Origin of the sequence: Paraburkholderia pallida (genome assembly GCF_004524855.1) — a bacterium.
Taxonomy (GTDB): domain Bacteria; phylum Pseudomonadota; class Gammaproteobacteria; order Burkholderiales; family Burkholderiaceae; genus Paraburkholderia; species Paraburkholderia oxyphila.
This window is the reverse complement of record NZ_CP038149.1, coordinates 1,563,665-1,580,182: the sequence shown is the minus strand read 5'-3', so window position 1 is coordinate 1,580,182 and position 16,518 is coordinate 1,563,665. Positions and strand designations below refer to the sequence as shown.

Sequence of the window (16,518 nt, the reverse complement as noted above, 5' to 3'; positions counted from 1 at the left end):
GAGGATAAACGACAGGACTCTGCTACCCGGAAGCCTCGTTTTCGGACGCCGTTCGTACCGCCGCACTGTTCGTTCATTAACGCCGGCGTCCGAAATGTTCTCCAGGAGGAGATTACAGGGCAGGGAGGTACATCTGGTCGACGGTGCCCGCAGGGATGCCCAGTTCGTTGGCAACTTCGGTGACCCCCTGCTGGGCAAGAGCGAGATTCACCCGACCGTCGGTTGTGAAATGCGGACGGATATAGCGCTCGTAATGTTGCTGTGCTTCCTCGAGGGTCAGTCGATTATGGAACGAGGCGATGTGTCCGACAGCCAGTTGAGGCTGTTCGGCGATCGTTCGGAGTGCTCGCTTGTTGGCCCGCACCAAACCCTGCAGGGCAGGGTCATGCAGTGGGATGCGCGTCGGATCCACGGCGATTCCCACTGTGGGGATGTGCAGGTGGTCGCCTACCCAGCACAGCACCGAAAGTCCGTCCTCGTTCGCGATCTGTTCGGGAGACAACGTACTACCTACATAGGCCGCGTCGATCGAGCCGTCGCGAAGGCGTCGCAGGTCCATCTGGTAGTCACCCGGGATTCGCTCCACGCATTGCAGGTCGCGATCGGGGTCCAGACCGTGCTTGCGCAGCACGATCCGCGCGAAGCAGCCGGGAGCGGTGCGCGCCCCGTGGACTGCCAGTCGCCGCCCTCTAAGGTCGTCCATCGATTTGATTTCGCTTCGCCCGAGGAACCAGAATAGCGGACGATGGGTGTTGGCGGCGAGGACCGTCCACTGGATCCCATCGGTCATTCGTGACAACAGAGCACGCCCGAGACCGATGGTTGCGCCGCCGCGCACTCGTTGCGTCGGCCACACGGCCCCGTCGCGAAGGGCCACGTGGACACCCTCGTCCTCGAAATAGCCCTCCTGGTCGGCCACATGCGCGACCAGTTCTTCGTGAATCCCACTTCCTACATAGGTCAGATCAATCGAGTGCATATCGCAAATATCTCCTCTTTCAGATCAATCGAGTGCTTTGGCAAAGTCACAGCCCCATGCCGGGCGATGCCCTTGCTCGTCATGTTCACTCCATCCCGAAACCACCGCTGACCGGAATGTAGTGGCCGGTGGTGAAGCCAGAGTCTTCACTTGCCAGGAACGTCACCGTTTTGGCGACCTCGGTGGGGCGCGCGAGCCGTCGCATCGGTATGCCCGCTGCGATCGCGTGCAGCCGTTCGGGTGTGATCAGGCCGGCCGACGTGGCGCCCTCCACGGTAGTCGGTGCGACGAGGTTTGCGGTGATCCCGTGTGGCGCCAGTTCCAATGCAACGTACCGCACGAACTGGTCCATTGCCGCCTTGGCGGTGCCTAGCGTAATCATCCCGTCACGCGGACGGCGGGACAGCAGCGTGCTCAGATAAATCAGGCGCCCGTGGCCACGAGACAGCATTCCCGGTACAACCGCCTTCGTTGTCAGGAATGCGGCACGGAGTTCGGTGTCCAGCTTGCCGCCGAGTTGCTCCCAGCTCAAATCTGCGAACGAGGTAACCGCATACGGGGTCAACGCGTTGTGCACGAGAACATCTACTCCGCCCCATCGCTCATTGATTTCATTGACCATGCGGGTGACATCGTCGGGCGTCGTGACGTCGGCCTTTATCGCCACAGCTTCGCCACCCGCTGCGCCGATAGTCGAGACGAGTTCCTCGGCCTGGGGAGCACTATCGCGATGGTTGACGACCACCCGGTATCCGTGTTGAGCCAGAGTCGATGCAGTAACCGCACCAATTCCCCGGCTGGCTCCAGTAATTAGCGCGACGGGCATGACGTTACCTCCACTTCATGGCCAATCTGATCGTGATGCTTGCGGGAAAGCCCTTGCTGATACGTAACAGTTGCGATGAGCTCTACGCGGACACTACGACTCGCATAGCTCAGTTCAATGATGTACATGGGAAAAATCACTCCTTTTTCGGGGTCCCGAGGTATCGCGCGGGACCCTGCGCGTCTGGCCCGAGCCACATTACGCTCATCAATAGTTCTGCTCTATGTATTGAGCGTCATGGAGACTATGCCCAAACGGAATGGAGCGACTCCCGGTTGTCGGCTACGATTTCCAGGCGAATATTCAGACTACCCGGAGGCAGCATGCGAAACGTCGACGAAGACACCATCACGCGAATCGCCCTCGCGTATCACGAAGGGGCGAATAATCCTCGGCTCAAGCGGATCATGACGAGCGTCATCCAGCACCTGCACGCGTTTGCGCGTGACGTTGAGCTGACTGAGGACGAGTTGTATCAGGGCATCCAGTTTCTCACTGACGTTGGCCATATCACGGATGACAAGCGGCAGGAGTTCGTTCTGCTATCTGATACGCTGGGTCTTTCGATGTTGGTGACGGCGCTTAATAACCACAAGCCGGCGGGTTGCACGGAGGCGACCGTATTTGGTCCGTTCTTCGTCGCAAATTCACCCGAGTACGAAAACGGTGACGACGTCGCGAATGGCGCAAAGGGAGAGCCGTGTTTCGTGACCGGGCGGGTGACCGGGCTTGCTGGCGAACCCGTGCCCCATGCACGCATTGAAGTTTGGCAGGCTGATTCGGACGGTTTCTACGATGTGCAATACGCTGGGGCGCCTGCCAGTCAGGGGCGCGGCACATTGCGCAGTCTCGAGGATGGGTCATTCCACTTTCGCTCGATCACGGCGGAATCCTACCCGATCCCGTACGACGGGCCTGTGGGCCGGATGCTCACGGCACTTGGCCGGCATCCCTGGCGACCCGCTCACCTGCACTTCATGATCGAAGCGCCCGGCTACGAGCGTCTTATCACCCATGTTTTTCGCGCGGGCGATGAATACCTCGACTCCGACGCCGTCTTCGGCGTGCGTTCGTCGCTGATTACCGACTGGAAACGACACGAACCGGGCAAGGCGCCAGATGGTACAAGTATCGGCACGCCGTTTAGCACACTGGATTTTACTTTCGTTCTCAACCGCGCGAAGACTGGGGTCGCGCGTCGAGGTGCGCCCGGTAGATCATCAGAACGCCGCTCCATTGCCGGCAATTGGCGCATCGACTGACGCAGGGTAATCCAATGATCAAGCACATCGTGATGTGGAATCTGAAAGGTGACACAGCAGACGAAAGGACAATTGCCATCGATCGCGTCAAGGCGGCGTTTGACGGGCTGATCGGCAAGATCCCGGGGCTGTTGCAGATGGAAATTGGCGTGGACGTAAGCGGCGTGGATTACGCGTGTGATGTTGTGCTGTATTCGGAGTTCGAGTCGAGCGAATCACTGGCGGCTTATGCGGCTCACCCGGAGCATCTGCGTGTGAAAGCGGAATTGGGCGACCTGCGAACCGCGCGACATCAAGTGGATTACCGGCCGTGACCCATACGGAAAAATCTGCGCTTAACCTGGATGATCAACATGTTGAATACACTGTCCTCAGACGCACTCGACACCCTGTTCCGCACTGCCCGCACGCAAAACGGCTGGCGCGAGAAGGCGGTCACCGACGAGCAGTTGCAGGCACTCTACGATCTGGCCAAATTCGGACCGACGAGCATGAACACCTCCCCAGCGCGTTTCGTGTTCCTGCGTACGCCAGAAGCCAAGGCGCGCCTGCTGCCGGCGTTGGCGCCGGGGAATATCAACAAGATGCGCAGCGCCCCGGTGTGTGTGATCGTGGCCTATGATCGCCGCTTTTATAGCCACCTGCCGGAGTTGTTTCCACATCGTGCCGATGCCCACGCGATTTTCGAAGACAACGAAGATCTCATTGAAAGCACGGCATTTCGCAATGGTACGTTGCAGGGAGCCTACCTGATCCTTGCTGCGCGCGCACTGGGGCTGGACTGTGGTCCGATGTCGGGATTTGATACCAAAAAAATCAACGACGAATTTTTCCCGGAGGGGGACGTCAGGGTCAATTTCCTTTGCAACCTTGGCTATGGGGATCCGGGCAAGGTCCTTGCGCGGTTGCCGCGTCTCGTGTTCGACGAGGTCTGTACGCTTCTGTAACCACGTGTTTGTCTCATTCGCCGACGGAGCCAGAACATGCAGGATTCCTTTGTCTATCAGATGCTGCCGGCGCGGGTCGTATTCGGTCATGGCACGAGCGCGACTCTGCCTGCCGAAGCGGAGCGACTCGGTTTGCGGCGCTTGCTGGTGCTGTCGACGCCTGAACAGGTCGCGCTAGCGCAGCGAATTCAACAATTGCTAGGGGACCGCGCGCCCAGTACATTCAACACTGCCACGATGCACACGCCGGTTGAGGTGACGAAGCGCGCACTCGAGGTCGTCGAAGCCGAGCGCATCGATGGAGTCGTCGCAGTGGGGGGCGGCTCGACCATCGGGCTTGGCAAAGCTATCGCGCTGCGTACCGATCTGCCGCAGATCGTGCTTCCGACCACTTACGCAGGCTCCGAAATGACACCCATCCTTGGTGAGACGGACGACGGCCGCAAGACGACGCAGCGCAGCCCGAAGATCCAGCCTGAGGTGGTCATTTATGACGTGGATCTCACGCTTTCGTTGCCACTGATGATGTCGGCCCTTTCGGCATTCAACGCGCTTGCGCATGCGGTTGAGGCGCTTTATGCACCGGACAGCAATCCGATAGTCGCGATGATGGCCGAGGAGGGTGTGCGCGCGATTGTCGACGCGCTGCCGAAGGTGCTGAAAGAACCCGACGATCCCAGGGCTCGCGCGACGCTGCTTTATGGCGCATGGCTTTGCGCTTGCTGTCTCGGTGTCACCACAATGGGCCTTCATCACAAGCTGTGTCATACGTTGGGTGGCATGTTCGATCTACCGCATGCGCAGACGCATGCCATCGTCCTGCCCTACGCGCTTGCCTACAATGCCCCCATGGTACCCGAAGCCATGTCCCGCCTGTGCCGAGCGATGAGGTCCGACGACGCCATCGGTGCATTGTTGCGGCTCGAACGCGACTGCCGCATTCCACTCGCTCTGCGTGATATCGGTATGCCGCGCGAAGGCATTGCGCGCGCAGTCAAGCAGGCCCTCTCGAATCCCTATGGTAATCCGCGTCCGGTCGAATCCGTGGCGCTGGCCGAACTGCTTGAGCACGCATGGGCGGGTACAGGTATTTGATGCTGCACAACTGATCTGTACGTGCCGGTCATCAGCCATAGCGACAAAGTATTTGAGTTGTCTGATCTCCATTTCAACCGGTGATGTGGAGGTGATTCCGTAGAGTGTTGTCTCATTTAATTCGTACTACGATAAATAATACATGGAGACAAGTCGGATGGAGATTAGCAGATTGAAGCTTGTAGCGCCCGCCGCGCTCCTGTTCAACACAGCCATTGCCTGCGCACAGTCGAGTGTCACGCTATTTGGAGTAGTAGATGCAGCATTCGAATATTCGAGCAAGACCGCGAGCTCGACGGGAGGCAACGCTGGGAAGACGTTCGCGTTGGTCGATAGCGGTGTGGGTCCGTCGTCTTTTGGCCTGGCAGGAAAGGAGGACCTGGGTTCGGGGGCGAGGGCGGAGTTTATGCTCGTAAGCGGGATCAGCGTTGCCAACGGCGGCTTCAAGAGTTCAAACGGAAATTTTTTTGGTCGGCAAGCCTGGGTAGGGCTTGGTGGTACCTATGGCGAGATCAAGGCGGGTGAGCAATACTCGCCGTTCTTCGTCGCGTTGGACGAATCGGATCCGCGTCAGTATTCGGAGTTCGGCAGCGCTCTCGTTTTGTACGTCAGCAACGTAAATGTCACAGGTGCCTTCAATTCCAATGCCGTCTCCTATACGAGCCCCAAGTTGATGGGTTTTCAAGGTAGCGCGATGTTTGCCCTGGGTGGCGAGGCAGGCAATTTTTCTGCGGGACGTCAATGGTCTGCCAGCCTCAAATACCAGAGCGGCGCGGTCCTGGTCAACGCTGCGATCTATGACGGTAGCGGCGGCGGATCGGTACAGACTCCGATTCCAAGTACTCGCCAATTCGAGGGTCGCACGGTGGGAGCCGCCTATACATTCGGATCATTGACCGTGAAGGGTTCGTTTGTGAATTACAAGGTCGCGGGATCGCAAAATGACAATATCTACGGTGGAGGCATCAAATATCAGGTGACGCCTTCCGTCGACGTGAATTCAGGCGTGTGGTACAGCAGCGACCGCGACGACACCGCCAATCACTCTTTGATGATGGCTGCGGGGGTGGACTACTACTTGTCCAAGCAAACGGTACTGTACGCGCAGATTGGAACCGTTTCGAACCACGGAGACATGAAGACTGGACTTGGCGTATCCGACCTCAGCTTCTTGACCGGGGCACCGGGGACCACGGTTGGGGGAAATCTTGGGATAAGGCGCATATTCTAGAGGAAAAGTAAATCGCTGCGTCGAATAGATTTCGGATATCTAAATAAATAACCTCGAAAGACTATTGGACTTTCGTTTAACTCATTTATATCGACGATAGAGCCTGACAATTGAGGAGACGTGGGGCATGGCGCGAAAACAGTATAAGCGTATCGGTATCGTTCCAGGCGTGGTTGCGGCAATCGCAGTGGGATCCATTCAAAATGCCGATTCGCAGAGCAGCGTGACGCTATATGGCCTCTTGGACGGTGGGCTACTCTACACCAGCAAAACGCTTGACAGTGCCACGGGGCAGAACCTTGGACACCAGTACTCGTTCACGGACAGCGGCATTGGACCATCAAACTTCGGTTTGAACGGGATCGAAGATCTGGGTGGCGGACTCAAGGCGGAACTCAGACTGGAAAGCGGGATCAACGTCGGGAACGGCGGCTATAACTCTTCGAACGGAAATTTTTTCGGCCGTCAAGCTTATGCAGGGTTGAGTGGCGGGTTTGGTGAGATCAAGGCCGGCTTGCAATTTTCGCCGTTCTTCCTGCAGCTCTACGAGCTTGATCCTCGTGAGCTGTCCGAAACTGGCAGCAGTCTGGTAGTGTATGTGGACAATTTATTCGCCACTGGGATCTTCACGCCTGATGCCGTGTCATATACTTCGCCGACCTTCTATGGCTTTCAGGGCACTGCGCTGCTTTCGCTGGGCGGTGTAGCAGGAGAGTTTCAGAACGGGCGCCAATATTCGGCGAGCCTGAAGTACGACAACGGTACCTTGATGGTCGGCGCGTCGTACTTCAACGCTAATGCTAGCACCGGCACGGCGCTAGCCACCCCCGTACCGACCCAATTGCCGGTAGACGTCTCAGGACGTCAAATAGGTGCTTCGTACAAGATTGGTGCTATCACCGGCAAGGCGTCATTTGTCAACTACAAGGTCGGCGTCGTCTCCAACAACGTCTATGGCGGTGGCCTGGATTATCTGGTGCTTCCGCAGGTGGATCTGAATGGGGGCCTCTGGTATGAAGCGCAGCGCCACACGGCGGCGAATCATTCGTTGCTTGCAGCGTTGGGTTTGAACTACGCGCTATCACGCACAAGTCTAGTTTATGCGCAGGTAGCGGTGGTAAACAACCATGGGGACATGGACACGGGCCTGTCAACTACCGAGGCGCTGTCCGCTCCTGTCGGAACGACAACGGGTGTGGCGGTCGGATTTCGCCATATCTTCTGATCTGCGGCGCAGGCTGGTGCCGTTTTCACAATGCCGCTCGTTATCCGTCAACTCAAGTGTAGCCCGCCATCGAGCGAGAAGTCGGCGCCAGTCTGGCATGCAAGGTAACGTACCAGTGTACTGTGCCGATAATCGGACCTTCGTCCTTGCGCACCCCGATATAGGGGCTGTACTGCGACTGGCCGCCTTCTCGCTGGATGTAGACAACCAGACGTTTCGCAACACGCACCGCCAGTTCATGCCCGAAGTTTTCCGAAACGAGCGACAGGCACAAGTCGATACCGGCCGCTACCCAAGCCGACGTAAAGAGGCATCCGTCACGCACGAAAATCCTGCCTGCACGCACGTCAACGGGAATTTGTTGGCCAGACGGGCCGCGTCTGCCCAGTGTGTCGTGACTTTCTTCCCGTCGAGAAGTCCGGCATGGGCCGGCACGAACGCGCCATTACAAACGGAGCCGAAACGCGTCGCGCCGCGCGCCTGGCGTTGCAACGACATCAACAGTTCGCTTGATGGTTCAACGTAGGGCAACTGTGACCCTCCTGCCACCCACAGGAGGTCGCATTGCGTGTTGATATCCGCGAAGGCCAAGGGTATGGAGACGCCCATCCCACTGGAGCAGGTCACGGTGCCGGCCCAGACCCCCACGAGCGAAACCTCGTACCTTTCATGCACGGAAAGAAACGTGTTGGCTTCCGCGAATACGTCGAGCGGGCCTGAACATCAAGTGCCTGCACACCGTCAAATACTAGAATCGCGACCTTCATGAACGTTGCTAATGCGAAGTCGTCGGTAGCGGCGATGTACTACCGTCGACAATACGCACGGTATAGTCTTCGTCAAAGAAGGCGACGAGGAATTCTTCTGGCATCAGCCAGGAGTCCACACTCACCGCGTTTGCATCAATGTCGACATGCACCTTTGCGTCGGTGTCGACCGATTTCATCGCGCACTCAATTCTCGACACATCGTCTGAACGGATTCGTTCCTTCACTGAAAATTTCATTTCTCATCTCCAATCGATAACAGTTCAATCAACCCGAACTCCTCAGGAATGCGGCGTGGCACTACCGCCGCGAGCGTTCGTGGTCCACCCCCCGCCGTATGCGCGTATGAGGTCCACGTTCGCATTGAGCCGCCGGGTTCGGATCTCGATTACGCTGCGTCGCGTTTCGAGCGCTGCGGACTGCGCTTCCACGACATCCAGATAGCTGACCGCCGCCATCGTGCCGGCTCTGGGTCAGATCGAGCGCCTTTTGATAGGCGCACGCGGTGAGCGCAAGCGCATCGCGCTGTGTAGCTTCATACGACATGGATCGAATCTCCAGAAATCGGCGTCGTCGACGAAGTGGAATTGCGACGCGAATGGATCATGCAAAAGACCGCGGGCACGAGGAAAAGCGTGGCGGTGGTTGCGAACTGCGGCGGCGACGAGATCGACGGTCGTCAGGTCGAGGTGTACCCCTGCCGCGATCAGCGGCAGAATCGGCTGAGTGCGATAGACGTTGGTGATTACGGCCCCAGCGATGATCGCCATCGTCACTATCTTGCTGCGGGACGCTACCGGCGCATTAGCACTAACAGACGGGTTGGGTACGGCGCTCACGCCACTCTCCTGTTTCGATATGCAAAATTGCTCAACGCTGTGAATTCCGGCGCGCATCTGATGCACACGCGCGGTGTGATGCGGTAAAAGCCTTGGGAACCGAAAAACAGGTAAAAAAACTCGGAGATGCTGCGTCCCCGGGAAGTTTTACAAAGTTACGCGCTTGCAATAGCTGGGAGAATCCCTCGGCATCGGGAATCATCCTTCCATTATTTGGCAGCCTCCAGCGAATCGACTGGAGCCCACGTCGATGCTCGTCTGCGCCGTCGAGTCCGAGAGTCTGTCTGCGGCCGCACGGCGCCAACCGCGTTAAACCGGCTCATCGCAACAGTCATGTATCAAGGGCATCGAGTCCTGAAAATGTCTTTTTCTCTCAGGTAAAAAGACGCGAATCACGCCAGCGTGGCCACCACGCGGTGACGTGGCCCAAATCTCACATTGGTTGGCCTGGTATCGCGCTACGTGATTGTTTCCTCCGCCACGCCGTCTCACTAGACTTGGTTTCAAGAAAGCGGCTTGGGAATAAGCCCACGCATAGCCGGGAATACCGCATTCTGAAGATTCAGTGCGAATGGTTCTACATGTCGTGTTCGACGTGAGACCGGACACCGATTAAGGACAGATTCACCATGTTCAAAAAGCGTCAGACTTCGTTTTTGTTCGGGGAAAACGCCCCGTATGTCGAGGAGCAGTACGAGCTTTACCTGGCTGATGCGGCATCGGTCACGGACGAATGGCGCGGGTATTTCAACGCGTTGCGCGAAACCCCCGCCATCGATGGCAGCGATCGCGATGACGCGCCGCATGCGCCCGTGGTTTCCAGCTTCGTCGAGTTGGCCAGGCGCGCGCGCGGCGCTCCAATGCCGCCCGCGCCGCTTGATAACGGACTTGCCCTGGCCAGAAAGCAGGTGGCGGTGCAGTCGCTCATCGCGGCGTTCCGGATGATCGGCACGCGCGAGGCCAATCTGGACCCATTAATGTGGACGCCGCCGCGCGCGTACGCTGAACTGACGCCCGCGTACTATGGCTTGTCGGCCGCAGACATGTCGACGAAATTCAGCACGGCCGATACGTATCTTTTCGACGACGACGCGACGCTGCAAGACATCGTTTCGGCCCTCGAAGCGACCTATTCGGGCACGCTGGGCGCCGAGTTCATGCATCTGACCGATGCAAGCCAGCGGCAGTGGTGGCAGATGCAGCTCGAGTCCACGCGGGCGACACCAACGCTCACTGCCGTGGACAAGGCCCGGATCATCGAGCGCCTGACGGCCGCCGAAGGACTTGAGAAATACCTCCACACGCGATATGTCGGACAAAAGCGATTCTCGCTCGAGGGCGGCGAATCGTTGATCGTGCTGCTTGACGAACTCGTGCGCTATGGCGCATCGAAGAAGGTGCGCTCGGTTGTGATGGGCATGGCGCATCGCGGACGCTTGAACGTATTGGTGAACATCGCGGGCAAGCCTTTGCATGCGCTCTTCGATGAATTCGACGGCAAGAATATCGACCCGCTTCCGGCAGGTGACGTCAAATACCACAAAGGATTTGCGAGCGTCACGCAAACGGGCGATGGGCCGGTCGAAGTCGTGCTCGCATTCAATCCGTCACATCTGGAAGTCGTAAACCCTGTCGTGCAAGGCATGGCGCGCGCGAAGGCGGAAGCCTTGAGCGAAGGGGGCGGAGGCGACGTGCTGCCGGTCGAGATACACGGTGACGCGGCGATGTCCGGACAAGGCGTCGTGATGGAAACGTTGAGCCTTTCATACACACGCGGGCACGGCACGGGCGGCACCGTCCACGTCGTCGTCAACAATCAGATCGGCTTTACGACTTCGGATCCGCGCGACACGCGCTCGTCGTTCTACACCACGGACGTGGCCAAGATGATCGAGGCGCCGATTCTGCACGTGAACGGCGACGACCCCGAAGCGGTCGTATTGGCCGTGCGACTCGCGCTCGACTACCGCACCGAGTTCAGGCGAAGCGTCGTTATCGATCTCGTCTGCTTCCGCAAGCATGGGCATCAGGAGCAAGACACCCCTGCTATCACGCAACCCATGATGTATCGCGCAATCGCGAGCCATCCGGGCGTGAGGGCGTTATATGCTCAAAAATTGATTCAGCAAGGCGTGATGACGCCGGAGGACGCCGAAAGCGCCGTCAACGCGCGCCGGGAGCTTCTTAAGAATTCGCATCAAAATCAGGATGCCGAATTATCTACCTGGACTCGTCTTGACGGAAACAATTTCGATCCGCTTCGCTACAGCCCGCCGGGGGCCGAATGGCTGCGGGCCCTCGCACAGCGGATATCGACCGTTCCAGACGGTTATGAACTGCATCCGTTGGTCAACAAGATGATGGTCGCGCGCAGCGAAATGGCAGCCGGAACGAGACGGGTCGATTGGGGGATGGGCGAACACCTGGCGTTTGCCTCGTTGCTTCGCGACGGAATCGACGTTCGATTGAGCGGGCAGGACAGCGCACGAGGGACATTCAATCACCGTCATGCCGTTTTGCACAATCCAGGACGGGCGAGCCGCTCTGATGGCGTGCTCGTTCCACTCGATCATGTTGGCGAGGCGCAAGGCCGATTCACTGTGACAAACTCGATTCTCTCGGAGGCGGCGGTGCTGGGGTTCGAGTATGGCTACTCGACAGTGAACCGCAACGCGCTCGTGATATGGGAAGCCCAGTTCGGGGACTTTGCCAATGGCGCACAGGTTGTCATCGACCAGTTCATCGCAGCGGGTGCCGCGAAGTGGGGGCAGGCTAGCGGGTTGACGCTGTTCTTGCCTCATGGGCAGGAGGGGCAAGGGCCCGAGCATGCGTCCGCCAGGCTCGAGCGTTACTTGCAGCTGAGCGCGGAAGACAACATGCGGGTGACGCAACCGACCACGCCGGCGCAACTCTTTCATTTGCTGAGAATGCAGGCGCTCGCATTCGATCGCCGGCCTCTCGTCGTGATGACGCCCAAGTCGCTGCTGCGTCACCCGCAAGCGGTCAGCACGCTCGATGAACTGGCTCAGGGGAAATTTCGTGAAATCCTGCTCGACTCGCAAATCGAGCCGTCGAGCGCTTCGCGTGTCGAGCGTGTCATCGTGACCTCGGGCAAGGTCTACTTCGAGCTGCTCGAACATCGTCGCACATCCGCCATTGCCGATACGCCGATCATCCGCGTCGAACAGCTCTATCCGTTTCCGGCGCGACAGTTGGCTGCGGAGTTCGCGCGCTTTCCGAACCTGAAGGACGTGGTTTGGTGCCAGGAGGAGTCGCGGAATCAGGGTGCATGGGCCTTCGTGGAGCCGCAGTTGCGCGAGATTCTGCCTTCGGGCGGGACGTTGCGGTATGCGGGTCCCGCGGCATCGGCATCGACTGCACCGGGCTACCACTCGGTGCACGCGGAAAGACAGTCAGCGCTTGTTTTGAGTGCATTCGCGGAGTAGCGGCACATGCATGTCGGGATGATGCCTTATGCAGGATTTCAGCCGCTGGAGGCGAGTGGTCCGATGGATGTGTTTCAGGAAGCGAACCGTCTGTACGGCGCACCTTTCTATGCACAGCATCTGATTAATGAATCGTCCCTTGATTTTGGCCGTTGATCCAGTCAGCGCCCGTTTCCCTATGAGACAGCCATGAACCAGAACCGCAACCTTGCTTCAGAAGCCACTTCGACTGCGTCGAATTCAAACGAATTAATGTCGGGCGCCGACATCATCTTGCGGGTGCTCGCCGAACAAGGTGTCGAAACCCTGTTCGGATATAGCGGCGGCGCAATCTTGCCGACCTACGATGCGGTGTTTCGTTTCAACGAAATGCATGCCGCCGAACCCGAGCGTCAAATCAATTTCGTCGTTCCCGCCAACGAACAGGCGGCGGGCTTCATGGCGGCCGGCTATGCGCGGGCCAGCGGAAAGGTCGGTGTATTTATGGTGACGTCCGGCCCGGGCGCGACGAATGCGGTGACGCCAATCGCCGACTGTAACGGGGATTCAGTACCGGTCGTCATGATTTGCGGACAGGTGCCGCGCGCCATGATCGGAACGGACGCGTTTCAAGAAGCGCCTGTGTTCAACATCATGTCCGCCTGCGCAAAGCAGGTGTTTCTCGTGACGGACCCGACCAGGCTCGAGCAGACGCTGCGCACTGCGTTTGAAGTGGCGCGCACTGGCCGGCCGGGCCCGGTCGTTGTGGACGTGCCAAAGGACGTGCAGAACTGGATCGGGCCCTACCAGGGGCATGGCACCTTGCGCTTTCGGGGCTACTCCGATCGCCTTGAAACGTTGGCGAAAGGCGCACGTCTTGATGATAGCAAACGCGATGAATTCTTCGACCTTTTGCGGCAAAGCGAGCGACCGCTGCTTTACGTCGGAGGCGGCGTCATGACTGCCCGTGCAACGGCCGAGCTGCGCGAGTTTGCCGAGCGCTACAAGATTCCTGTCGTGACGACGCTGATGGGTCTTGGCGCTATTCCGGCCAAACACGAGCTCAGTCTCGGCATGCTGGGAATGCACGGCACCGCGTACGCGAACTACGCGGCGCAAGACTGCGATTTTCTGATTGCGGTCGGCGCGCGTTTCGATGACCGTGTGGTGGGCGGGCAGCCCGACCGATTCGCGCCGCGTGCGCGCCATGTTGCGCATATCGATATCGACGACGCAGAGATCAACAAAGTCAAGCGCGCGAGCTGGGCGCACGTGGGCGACGCGAAGGATGCGCTGTCGTCATTGATGGAGCATCGCGCAGTCGTGGATGTGCATTCGGCGTGGCTCGAGCAGGTGCAGGAGCTCAAGCGCACCTATGCGATGAATTTCGACCGCGAGAGCGCCGCCATCCAGCCTCAACATGTCGTCGAAAAGCTGAGCGAGATCACGCGCGGCCGAGCGATCGTCAGCACGGGCGTTGGCCAGCATCAGATGTGGGCCGCGCAGTTTTTCGAGTTCGTCGAGCCTCGAAGCTTTTTGACGTCAGGCAGCATGGGCACGATGGGCTTCGGATTGCCCGCAGCCATTGGCGCCCAGTTGGCGCGGCCGGATGCGCTCGTCATCGACATCGACGGCGACGGCAGCATCCGGATGAATATGGGCGACCTGGAAACGGCCAGTACGTACAACGTGCCCGTCAAGGTGCTGCTCCTCAATAATCGCGGCGACGGCATGATCCGGCAGTGGCAGCGGCTCTTTTACGACGGACGGATGTTTGTCAGCGACAAGTCTCTTCATCGCAAAGACTTCGTCATGGCCGCCAGGGCCGATGGATTTGAATTTGCTGTTCGCGTCGAGACCACGAGCGAACTCGACGAGAAACTCAAGGCATTCGTGACGTTCGAGGGGCCCGCTTTTCTCGAGGTGATGATCGACGAGAACGCCGATGTGTTTCCGATCGTGGGCCCGGGGCAAAGCTACGCGACGATGAATACCGGACCGTTTATACCGTCCCGGACGGATCAGGAAGGCAGGATAGGAGGCAGTGGGGGGAAATATACATCGGATATGTTCTAGAGACGATGCGAGCACCGTTTTGGGAGCGCGTCACGCGTTGGAGAATGGCAGGCGCGTATTTAGCGACAGGAGAAATTAACGTGATGGCCAAAAACCAGCAGGAAATGTCCCCAAACCATCACAGCTGGAGGAACAGGTGAAAAACCGAATAACGTAGACTGTTTTCAACAGTTGACACGGACTGGATTGCACTGAACGGTCACATCGACTGCGTGTGGCGCAGTGTGGGTGTAGCGGCGCGAGAATTGCAAAAGCGCGAACCGCAAATCTAACTTGGTAGAGGTACGTATGATCGTAGTAAACCAAAGCGCCACGCGTGTGCGCGAGCTGAGTCATTTTATAGACGGTCAACACGCCGAGGGCGCAAGCGGGCAGTTCGACGACGTATTCGATCCGGCGCAAGGCAAAATCTCGGCCCGCGTGCCGCTCGCAAACGCGGCTGATGTCGCCACCGCGGTCGCCGCTGCGAATGCGGCGTTTCCCGCCTGGAGTGAAACCCCGCCGATCAAGCGCGCGCGTCTGATGTTCAAGTTCAAGCAACTGCTTGAAGAGCATCAGGACGAACTCGCAGAGCTCATTACGCGCGATCATGGCAAGCTGTTTTCGGACTCGAAGGGCGAGGTGCAGCGCGGTATCGAGGTTGTCGAATTTGCGTGCGGCATTCCGAATCTGCTCAAGACCGACTTCAGCGATCAGATCAGCGCCGACATGGACAGCTGGAATCTACGTCAGCCAATCGGCGTGGTCGCGGGCGTCACGCCATTCAACTTCCCGGCGATGATTCCGCTGTGGATGGCTGCGATGGCGGCAGCGTGCGGCAATACGATCGTACTCAAACCCTCGTCGCGCACTCCTTCGGCATCGATCCGGCTTGCTGAGCTGTTCATCGAGGCCGGCTTTCCAAAAGGTGTGTTCAATGTCGTGCAAGGCCACAAGGAAGCTGTGGATGCGCTGATCGAGCACCCCGATGTGGCCGCGATAACCGTCGTCTCTTCGACGGAGACCGCCGAATACATCTACGGCGAAGGCGCAAAGCGCGGCAAGCGCGTGCAGGCATTGGGCGGCGCGAAGAATCATCTGGTCGTCATGCCCGACGCCAATCTCGATCAAGCAGTCGATGCGCTGATCAACTCGGCGTATGGATCGGCCGGCGAGCGCTGCATGGCGACCTCGGTCGCAGTGGCGGTCGGGAATATTGCCGATGAACTGGTCGAGCGCCTGGCGTCGCGCGTGCGGTCGCTCAGGATCGGCGGCGGCATGGAGCCCAATCTGGACATGGGGCCGCTTGTTACCGCGGCGCACCGCGCCAAGGTGTCGGGCTATATCGATGCGGGTGTCGCGGCAGGGGCCAGGCTCGTCGTCGATGGTCGCGGCTATGCCGTGCCCGGTCTGGATGCAGGCTTCTTTCTCGGCGGCTCGCTCTTTGACCATGTGACGCCTGAGATGAGCATCTGGCGAGAGGAGATCTTCGGGCCGGTCCTGTCGGTTGTCCGCGTACCCGATCTCGCGAGTGCGATCGCACTCGTGAACTCGCACGAACTGGCGAACTGCGTAACGCTCTTCACCTCCGACGGCGGGGCGGCGCGCACATTCTCCCGGAAGATTCAGGTGGGCATGGTGGGCATCAACGTGCCGAGTCCGGTCCCGGTGGCGTGGCATTCGTTCGGTGGCTGGAAGCGCTCGCTCTTTGGTGATCATCACCAGTATGGCCAGGAAGCCGTGCGCTTTCTCACGCGCTACAAGAGCGTCACGCAGCGCTGGCCCGACAGCATCGCATAAGGTGCGGAATTCACGATGAATAGATCCATAATTGGGCGCGATCTGGCGCGAGGCACGGCTCGCGCGT

14 protein-coding genes and 1 pseudogene are annotated in these 16,518 nt (G+C 58.8%); 10 read left to right on the top strand and 5 right to left on the bottom strand.

Features of this window, described 5'->3' with window-relative positions; all coding sequences use genetic code 11:
• Positions 1-112 precede the first annotated feature (112 nt).
• Together E1956_RS22215 and E1956_RS22210 are read right to left on the bottom strand one after the other, a co-directional pair.
• Positions 113-979: an ABC transporter substrate-binding protein gene (locus E1956_RS22215; protein ID WP_134752962.1), complete on the bottom strand. Its 867-nt coding sequence runs from the start codon at positions 977-979 to the stop codon at positions 113-115.
• 85 nt (positions 980-1,064) lie between these two features.
• Positions 1,065-1,805 carry an SDR family NAD(P)-dependent oxidoreductase gene (locus E1956_RS22210; RefSeq protein ID WP_134752960.1) on the bottom strand — a complete coding sequence of 247 codons (741 nt, stop codon included), beginning with the start codon at positions 1,803-1,805 and terminating at the stop codon, positions 1,065-1,067.
• 323 nt (positions 1,806-2,128) lie between these two features.
• Between E1956_RS22210 and E1956_RS22205 the strand changes: the two genes are divergently transcribed.
• The 6 genes from E1956_RS22205 to E1956_RS22180 all read left to right on the top strand — a co-directional run bounded on the left by E1956_RS22205 (position 2,129) and on the right by E1956_RS22180 (position 7,565).
• The gene (locus E1956_RS22205) at positions 2,129-3,067 is read left to right on the top strand and encodes an intradiol ring-cleavage dioxygenase (protein WP_134752958.1); all 939 of its coding nucleotides are present in this window, start codon (positions 2,129-2,131) and stop codon (positions 3,065-3,067) included.
• 14 nt (positions 3,068-3,081) lie between these two features.
• Entirely contained in the window at positions 3,082-3,381 is a 300-nt protein-coding gene (locus E1956_RS22200; protein ID WP_134752956.1) for a Dabb family protein, read from the top strand.
• A gap of 39 nt (positions 3,382-3,420) precedes the next feature.
• Positions 3,421-4,014: a malonic semialdehyde reductase gene (locus E1956_RS22195; RefSeq protein ID WP_134752954.1), complete on the top strand. Its 594-nt coding sequence runs from the start codon at positions 3,421-3,423 to the stop codon at positions 4,012-4,014.
• A gap of 36 nt (positions 4,015-4,050) precedes the next feature.
• A complete protein-coding gene (locus E1956_RS22190; protein ID WP_134752952.1) occupies positions 4,051-5,109 on the top strand; it encodes a maleylacetate reductase in 1,059 nt (352 codons plus the stop codon).
• Positions 5,110-5,266: 157 nt separating this feature from the next.
• Positions 5,267-6,340 carry a porin gene (locus E1956_RS22185; protein WP_232071530.1) on the top strand — a complete coding sequence of 358 codons (1,074 nt, stop codon included), beginning with the start codon at positions 5,267-5,269 and terminating at the stop codon, positions 6,338-6,340.
• A 127-nt stretch (positions 6,341-6,467) separates the two neighbouring features.
• On the top strand, positions 6,468-7,565 hold the full coding sequence (locus tag E1956_RS22180) for a porin (RefSeq protein WP_134752948.1): 1,098 nt from the start codon (positions 6,468-6,470) through the stop codon (positions 7,563-7,565).
• Positions 7,566-7,662: 97 nt separating this feature from the next.
• Here the strand turns inward: E1956_RS22180 and E1956_RS22175 are convergent.
• From E1956_RS22175 to E1956_RS46945, 3 genes and pseudogenes are all read right to left on the bottom strand, one after another.
• Positions 7,663-8,332 (bottom strand): annotated as a pseudogene (locus E1956_RS22175) (AraC family transcriptional regulator); the annotation flags it as partial.
• An 8-nt stretch (positions 8,333-8,340) separates the two neighbouring features.
• Positions 8,341-8,571, bottom strand: a complete 231-nt coding sequence (locus tag E1956_RS22170) for a copper chaperone (RefSeq protein WP_134752946.1) — start codon at positions 8,569-8,571, stop codon at positions 8,341-8,343.
• A 234-nt stretch (positions 8,572-8,805) separates the two neighbouring features.
• Positions 8,806-9,171, bottom strand: coding sequence for a hypothetical protein (locus E1956_RS46945; RefSeq protein WP_232071528.1), 366 nt, complete (start codon positions 9,169-9,171; stop codon positions 8,806-8,808).
• Between the two features lie 629 nt (positions 9,172-9,800).
• On the opposite strand from E1956_RS46945, the gene E1956_RS22160 reads away from it, so the two are divergent.
• The 4 genes from E1956_RS22160 to E1956_RS22145 all read left to right on the top strand — a co-directional run bounded on the left by E1956_RS22160 (position 9,801) and on the right by E1956_RS22145 (position 16,451).
• Entirely contained in the window at positions 9,801-12,617 is a 2,817-nt protein-coding gene (locus E1956_RS22160; RefSeq protein ID WP_134752944.1) for a 2-oxoglutarate dehydrogenase E1 component, read from the top strand.
• A 6-nt stretch (positions 12,618-12,623) separates the two neighbouring features.
• Positions 12,624-12,773: a type 1 glutamine amidotransferase family protein gene (locus tag E1956_RS22155; RefSeq protein ID WP_197732852.1), complete on the top strand. Its 150-nt coding sequence runs from the start codon at positions 12,624-12,626 to the stop codon at positions 12,771-12,773.
• A gap of 33 nt (positions 12,774-12,806) precedes the next feature.
• The gene (gene ilvB, locus E1956_RS22150; protein WP_197732851.1) at positions 12,807-14,672 is read left to right on the top strand and encodes a biosynthetic-type acetolactate synthase large subunit; all 1,866 of its coding nucleotides are present in this window, start codon (positions 12,807-12,809) and stop codon (positions 14,670-14,672) included.
• A 288-nt stretch (positions 14,673-14,960) separates the two neighbouring features.
• Positions 14,961-16,451, top strand: a complete 1,491-nt coding sequence (locus E1956_RS22145) for a CoA-acylating methylmalonate-semialdehyde dehydrogenase (RefSeq protein WP_134752942.1) — start codon at positions 14,961-14,963, stop codon at positions 16,449-16,451.
• Positions 16,452-16,518 lie beyond the last annotated feature (67 nt).

Bases quoted from the DNA above. Each gene is read 5' to 3' on its own strand.
- E1956_RS22190 (WP_134752952.1), top strand. From the start codon at position 4,051: ATGCAGGATTCCTTTGTCTATCAGATGCTGCCGGCGCGGGTCGTATTC.
- E1956_RS22205 (WP_134752958.1), top strand. From the start codon at position 2,129: ATGCGAAACGTCGACGAAGACACCATCACGCGAATCGCCCTCGCGTAT.
- E1956_RS22155 (WP_197732852.1), top strand. From the start codon at position 12,624: ATGCATGTCGGGATGATGCCTTATGCAGGATTTCAGCCGCTGGAGGCG.
- E1956_RS22185 (WP_232071530.1), top strand. From the start codon at position 5,267: ATGGAGATTAGCAGATTGAAGCTTGTAGCGCCCGCCGCGCTCCTGTTC.
- E1956_RS22180 (WP_134752948.1), top strand. From the start codon at position 6,468: ATGGCGCGAAAACAGTATAAGCGTATCGGTATCGTTCCAGGCGTGGTT.
- E1956_RS22215 (WP_134752962.1), bottom strand. From the start codon at position 979: ATGCACTCGATTGATCTGACCTATGTAGGAAGTGGGATTCACGAAGAA.
- E1956_RS22145 (WP_134752942.1), top strand. From the start codon at position 14,961: ATGATCGTAGTAAACCAAAGCGCCACGCGTGTGCGCGAGCTGAGTCAT.
- E1956_RS22195 (WP_134752954.1), top strand. From the start codon at position 3,421: ATGTTGAATACACTGTCCTCAGACGCACTCGACACCCTGTTCCGCACT.
- E1956_RS22160 (WP_134752944.1), top strand. From the start codon at position 9,801: ATGTTCAAAAAGCGTCAGACTTCGTTTTTGTTCGGGGAAAACGCCCCG.
- ilvB (WP_197732851.1), top strand. From the start codon at position 12,807: ATGAACCAGAACCGCAACCTTGCTTCAGAAGCCACTTCGACTGCGTCG.
- E1956_RS22170 (WP_134752946.1), bottom strand. From the start codon at position 8,571: ATGAAATTTTCAGTGAAGGAACGAATCCGTTCAGACGATGTGTCGAGA.
- E1956_RS22210 (WP_134752960.1), bottom strand. From the start codon at position 1,805: ATGCCCGTCGCGCTAATTACTGGAGCCAGCCGGGGAATTGGTGCGGTT.
- E1956_RS22200 (WP_134752956.1), top strand. From the start codon at position 3,082: ATGATCAAGCACATCGTGATGTGGAATCTGAAAGGTGACACAGCAGAC.